2 protein-coding genes are annotated in these 6,988 nt (G+C 73.2%); both read right to left on the bottom strand.

Annotated features, from left to right (window positions below; all coding sequences use genetic code 11):
- The coding region (locus ACIPXB_RS36990; RefSeq protein ID WP_401457388.1) for an amino acid adenylation domain-containing protein at nucleotides 1-6,578 on the bottom strand (6,578 nt) is incomplete at its 3' end.
- The coding region (locus tag ACIPXB_RS36995; RefSeq protein WP_401457391.1) for a phosphopantetheine-binding protein at nucleotides 6,578-6,988 on the bottom strand (411 nt) is incomplete at its 5' end. The genes ACIPXB_RS36995 and ACIPXB_RS36990, both read right to left, overlap by 1 nt.

Raw genomic sequence — 6,988 nt, forward strand, 5'->3', positions numbered from 1 at the left:
ACCGCCGTGTCATTCCACTCGTGCACGATCCGCCGCAGACCCGCCTCGTCCAGCACCGGCACGGAGCCCAACGGAGCCTCGGGGCCACCGTCCAGGGCCGTCTCCAGGGCCGACACCAGTCCCTCGACGGCCGTGCGCAGCAGTGCGCCCACCGCCACCGGGTCCACCGGTGCCACCGCTTCCACCGTCACCCGGATGCCCTTGCCGCTGTCGTTCACGGCCACGGCGAGCGGGTAGTTGGTGGTCTCCCTGGCGAGGAGGGTCCTGATTCCGGCCGTCTCCTCGCCGGTCCGTCCCTCCGTCTCCGGTATGCCGTCCGCGTGGTCCTCGATGTGGCGGTAGTTGAGGAGTGAGGTGAACAGCGGCGTGCCGCCGGGCAGGCCACTGGCCTTCTGGGCCACGGCGAGCGGCGCGTGCTCGTGCTCGAGCAGCCGGGCCAGCTGGCCCCGCATCGCGGACACTGCGCCCAGGACACCGAGCTCGCCCGTCCGCACACGGAGCGGAAGTGTGTTGATGAACGGGCCGGGCACCCGGTCGGCGTCGGCCCCGGCGTTCATGCGGCCGAACAGCACGGTGCCGAACACCACGTCGTCCCGGCCGCTGACCGCCGCGAGCACCCGCGCCCACGCCACGTGCACGAGGGTGGCGGCACCGGCCCCCAGTCGGCGTGCGACCGTCCGCAGCCGCTCGTCCAGCTCGGGCGGCAGGGCGTCGGCCGCGCCCGACGTGCCGCTGCCGGTTCCCCGCGCGTCGGTGAGTCCGTACGGGGCCGTCGGCTCGGTGATGTCGCCCAGCAACTCGGTGAAGAGGCGCTCGTGTTCCTCGCGGGGCACCCCGCCGCGCGCCTGCGCCACGAACTCACGGAACGGCGGCGGCTCCGGCAGCTCGTCGCCGCGGCCGCCGAGGAAGGACGCGATCTCGCGCAGCAGGACCTCGAGGGCGGTGTGGTCCTGGACCATGTGGTGGACCCGCACCAGTCCGAGCCAGCGGCCCTCCGGGCCAGCGGCCGTGTACAGCTCGACCAGCGGTGCCCGGGACAGGTCCATCGACAGTCCGACGGCCTCGGCCAGCGCCGTGACGGGGTCGCTGCAGCCGGGGTCGAGGGAGACCTCACGGACCGGGAGGGCTGCCTTCCGCCAGACGACCTGCACGGGCTCGCGCAGGCCGTCCCAGACGATTCCGGTGCGCAGGATGTCGTGGCGGTCCAGCACCTGCTGGAGGGCGGCCGCGAACCGGTCGAGCAGGTCGCGGGAGCCGAACTCCAGGACATTCGGCTGGACGTAGGCGTCGTCGCCTCCGTCGGCGAGCAGGTGGTGGAAGAGCAGGCCCTCCTGGAGCGGCGCCAGCGGGTAGACGTCGGCGACGTTGGCCGCGCCGCCCGCGACGGTCGCGACGACGCGGTCGATTTCCTCGGCGGTCAGGTCGACGAGGGTGAGCATCTCGGAGGTGATGGCGGTCGCGTCCGCGGGGATCAGGTTGTCCGGGACCTTCACCCGCTTCGCCGCTGCCGAGAGGGCGAGGCCGGCGGGCGTCGGGCTGTCGAACAGCGCCCGCACGGAGAGTGCCACTCCCTGGGCGTGGAGCCGGCTGATCAGCCGGACGGCGAGCAGCGAATGGCCTCCGAGTGCGAAGAAGTCGTCGTCGACGCCCACGCCTTCCACTCCGAGGACCTCGGCGAAAGCGGCGCAGAGGATCTCCTCGCGCGCGTTCGCCGGGGCGCGGCCGGTGCCGGTTCCGGGTGTGGCATCGGGCGCCGGCAGGGCCTTGCGATCGACCTTGCCGTTCGCGGTCAGCGGCAGCTCGTCGAGGACGACGTACACGGAGGGCACCATGTAGGCCGGGAGGTCCTGGCCCAGCTCCGCCCGCAGGGCGGCCACGTCGAGGTCCCCGCAGGGGACGACGTAGGCGACCAGCACTCCGTCTCCGAAGGTGTCACGGCGGACCGCCGCCACCGCCCGCGCCACCAGCGCGTGCTGTCCCAGTGCGGCCTCGACCTCTGCCAGCTCGACACGGAAGCCGCGGACCTTGACCTGCTCGTCGGCGCGGCCCAGGCATTCCAGTTCCCCGTCGGCACGTCGGCGGGCCAGGTCCCCCGTGCGGTACAGGCGTTCCCCGGACACGAACGGAGAGGCAACGAACCGCTCGGCCGTCAGGCCCGCGCGGCCCGCGTAGCCGCGGGCCAGCTGAGCGCCCGCCAGGTACAGTTCGCCGGTCACTCCGACGGGAACGGGCTGCAGTCGGCGGTCCAGCACGTACGCGCGCACATTGGCGAACGGGCGGCCCACGGAAACGGCCGCGCCGGTGACGTCCGCCGAGGTCGCCCAGACCGTGGCCTCGGTGGGCCCGTACAGGTTGACGGCCGCGATCCCCCGATCGGTGAACCGCTGCGCCAGCTCCGACGGCAGACCCTCGCCGCCCACCAGGGCCCGTACCCCTGCGGGCCAGCCGCTCTGCTCCAGCAGTGCCCGCCACAGCGACGGCACTCCCTGCACCACCGTCGCGCCCGAGGACAACACCAGCCCCGTGAGGGCGGCCGGGTCCCGGACCACGTCACGGGAGGCCACCGCCACCGACGCGCCCGACAGCAGCGGCAGGAACAGCTCCAGGGCCGCGATGTCGAACGACACCGTGGTCACCGCCACCAGCCGGTCACCGGCCGCGAGCGGCACCCGCTGCCCGGCGGCGAAGAGGTGGTTCACCAGGGCGGCGTGCGTGACGACCACGCCCTTGGGCCGACCCGTCGACCCCGAGGTGTAGATCACGTAGGCCGCGTTCCGCGGCGACACGGCCGCTCCCGGTGGCACGTCCACCACGTCGGCGGCCTCCGCGGCCATCCCGGGTTCGTCGATCACCAGCGTCGGCACCCCCGCGGGCACCGCGTCCGCGACCGCGCGCTGCGACACCACCAGGGGGACGCCCGCGTCCGCGAGCACGTAGGAGATCCGTTCGGCCGGGTACTCCGGATCGATCGGAAGGTAGGCACCGCCGGCCTTCATGACGGCCAGCAGTGCGACCACGAGGTCGATCCCGCGGTCCATGACCACGCCCACGACCGACTCGGGGCCGACACCGCGCCCGGTCAGCAGCCGTGCCAGCCGGTTCGCCCGTCCGTCCAGCTCGCGGTACGAGACCCGCGTCCCCTGGAAGACCACTGCGTCGGCGTCCGGGGTCCGGGCGACCTGCGCCTCGAACAGCTGCGGCAGCGTCGCCTGCTCGACCGTCGCCGCGGTGTCGTTCCACCCCTCCACGGCCCGGTGCAGAGCCGCCTCGTCCAGCACCCGCACCGCGCTCAGCGGCACCTCGGGGCCGCCGTCCAGGGCCGTCTCCAGCGCCTGGACCAGCCGCTCGGTCGCCGTGCGCACCATCACGCCGACCGCCTCCGGATCGATCGAACCGACCGCGTCGACCGTCAGCCCGAGGCCCTCACCGCGGTCGTCCACGGCCACGGCCAGCGGGTAGTTGGTGCGTTCGCGCGCGTACAGCAGCCGGATGCCCGGGCCGTCCTGCTGCTGCCCCTCAGGCCGCTCCCCGGCCGTCGGTCCCGGATTGTGGCGGTAGTTGAGGAAGGAGGTGAACAGCGGTGTCTCGCCCTCGAGACCACTGGCCTGCTGGGCGGTCGCGAGCGCGGCGTGTTCGTGCTCCAGCAGCCGCGCCAGCTGGCCGCGCATCTGCGACACGGCCGTGAGCACCCCGGTGTCGGTCGAACGGACCCGTACCGGAAGCGTGTTGATGAAGGGTCCCGGCACCTGGGCGCCTGCCCCGGCGCCGCCACCCATCCGTCCGAAGAGCACCGTCCCGAACACCACGTCGTCGCGGCCGGACATCACCGCTACCGTCCGCGCCCATGCGACGTGCAGCACCGTCGCGGCGCTCACCCGCAGCCGACGCGCCACGTCGCGCAGTCGGTGCTCGGACTCCGGGGTGAAGGGCACCACCGCGCGGGCCACCTCCGTACCGTCGCCGTGCACGTCCATCACCCCGAACGGGGCCGAGGGCTCCACGAAGTCGTCGAGCAGTCCGGCGAAGTACGCCTGCTGACCGGCCCGCGTGGCCTCGTCACGCGCCTGCGCCACGAAGTTCCGGAACGGCAGCGGCTCGGGGAGGTCCGCGCCCCGGCCGGTGAGGAAGGCACCGACCTCCCGGAGCAGGAGCTCCAGGGCCATGTGGTCCTGCACCATGTGATGCACCCGGACCAGCGCCAGCCAGCGGTCGTCACCGGGTACGGCGGCCCGGTGCACCGTGATCAGCGGTGCCCGGCGCAGGTCGATCGACAGGCCCGCCGCCGCGATCAGGGCGGCGCTCAGGTCCTCGCCGTCCGCGGCGAGGGTCACGTCCGTCACCGGTATCGGGGCGTGCCGCGACACCACCTGGACCGGCTCCGGCAGCCCTTCCCACAGGACGGAGGTCCGGAAGATGTCGTGCCGGTCCAGCACGTTCTGCAGCGCGGCCACGAACGTGTCGAGCACGGCGCGCGAGGGGAACTCCAGGACCGCGGGCAGCACGTAGGCGTCGTCGCCGCCGTCCGCCATCAGGTGGTGGAAGAGCAGGCCTTCCTGGAGGGGCCCGAGCGGATACACGTCGGCGATGTTCGCCGCTCCGCCGGGAACGGTCTCGACGATCCGGGCGAGCTCCTCGGCCGTGAGGTCCACCAGGGGCAGCATGTCCGGCGTGATCGTGGTGGCGTCGGCCGGAACGAGGTTCTCCGGCACGGCCACCCGCCGGCCGCCCGCCGTCAGCGCCAGCCCGGCCGGGGTGGGCGTCTCGAACAGCGCCCGCACCGGCACGGTGACGCCCTGCGCACGCAGCCGCTCGACGAGCCGGATCGCCAGCAGGGAGTGACCGCCGAGGGCGAAGAAGTCGTCGTCGGCACCCACCCGCTCCAGCTCGAGGACCTCGGCGAACGCTGCGCACATCACTTCCTCGCGCGCGTTCGCCGGGCCGCGCCCGGTGCCCGCCGGGTACTGCGGGGGCGCGGGCAGCCGGCTCGTGTCCACCTTGCCGTTCGCCGTGAGCGGCAGCTCGTCGAGCAGTACCACCGCCGCCGGCACCATCGACTCCGGCAGCTGCTCCCGCACGAAAGCGCGCAGTTCCGCCGGGTCGACCTCCATGCCGGGTGCGGGCACCACGTACGCCACCAGCCTGCGGTCGGCCGCCGGGTCCGTCGGACGATCCGCCGCGTGGCCGCGGACGGCCACGCCGGTGGCCGCCGCCCGCCCCGTGAAGGCCGCCTCGGCGCCCGTGGCGTCCACGATCCGTACGCCGCTCAGCGGCAGCTCCGGCGCGCTCGTCAGGGTGTCCAGCACGCCCGCCAGGCAGTCGGCCAGCAGGCGCACCGTTTCCGCGCCGAACAGATCGGCCGCGGCCGTCACCGAACCCCGGATTCCGGACGGGGATCCGTCCGGTCCGAAGACCTCCGTGAAGGACACCTCCAGGTCGAACTTCGCCGTCGACGCCTGGGCGGGGGCCGAGGCCGACACCTCGACCCGTTCGCCGTCCAGCACGGTCCTGGCAGCGTTCTGCAGGGTCAGCATCACCTGGAAGAGCGGGTGCCGGGACAGCGACCGCGCCGGGGCCAGATCCTCTACCAGTCGCTCGAACGGCAGCTCCTGGTGGCCGAACGCGGCCAGGGTCGTCGCCCGCACCCGGCCGAGGGTCTCGCGGAACGTCGGGTCGCCGGACAGGTCCGTGCGCAGCACCAAGGTGTTGACGAAGAAGCCGACCAGGTCGTCGAGCGCCTCGTCGGTACGGCCGGCGACGTCCGTACCGAGCGGGATGTCCGTGCCCGCGCCGAGGCGGCTCAGCAGCACGGCGAGGGCCGCCTGCAGCACCATGTACGCCGTGACGCCCTCGGCCTGTGCCAGCTCCACGAGCCGGGCGTGCGTCTGCGCGGAGAGCTCCAGCCGCACCCGGTGGCCCTGGTACGAGGCCACGGCCGGACGCGGATGGTCGAACGGCAGGGTCAGCTCCTGCGGGATGCCCTCCAGCGCGCCGCGCCAGTAGCCCAGCTGCCTGCCCATCAGGCTGTGCGGGTCCTCCGCGTCGCCGAGCAGTTCGCGCTGCCAGATCGCGTAGTCCGCGTACTGCACCGGCAGCGGTTCCCACATCGGCGGCCGCCCTTGGGACCGGGCTTCGTACGCTGTCATGAGGTCCTGCGTGAACGGCCCCATCGACCAGCCGTCACCGGCGATGTGGTGGAGCACCACGACCAACACCTGCTCGTCCGGGGACACGACCAGGAGTCGGGCGCGCAGCGGCACTTCGGCCATCAGGTCGAAGGCGTACCCTTCGGCGGCCTCGATCGCGGCGGGCAGCTCGGCCGACCCGACCTCGACGACCTCCAGTTCCCATTCCAGGTCATCGATCTTGAGGATCCGCTGGTGCGGTTCCCCGTCGGTGGTCTCGAACACCGTGCGCAGGACCTCGTGCCGGCCGATCACGTCCCGCAGCGCGTCGTTCAGCGCCTGCCGGTCGGTCCGTGCTCCCAGCGGAAGCACGAGCGGGACGTTGTAGACGGCGCTCGGCCCCTCCAGCTGGGACATGAACCACAGCCGCCGCTGCGCGAATGACAACGGAACCATCAGGACTCCTCCTGGTTGCGCCGGGGCCGGAGGGCCGGCCTGGTCTGTGCCGGCTGCGTCTGCTGCTCGAGTCGGTCGGCGAGGCCGGCCGGCGTGGGGGCGTCGAAGAGCGCCGCGATCTCCACCTCGACGTTCAGCACCGTCCGGATCCGGTTGATCAGACGGGCCGCGAGGAGTGAGTGGCCGCCGAGGAGGAAGAAGTCGTCGTCGACGCCGACCTCGGACACGCCCAGGACCTCCGCGAACGCCTGGCACAGCACCCGCTCGCGCTCGTTCGCAGGGCCGCGCCCGGCACCGGCACCACCCGACAGCTGCGGGGCGGGCAGGGTCTTGCGGTCGAGCTTCCCGTTCGCCGTGAGCGGCAGCTCCTCGAGGACCACCACCGCCGCCGGAACCATGTACTCCGGCAG

This window comes from Streptomyces sp. NPDC090022, assembly GCF_044748145.1.
In the GTDB taxonomy this organism is placed as follows: Bacteria; Actinomycetota; Actinomycetes; order Streptomycetales; family Streptomycetaceae; genus Streptomyces.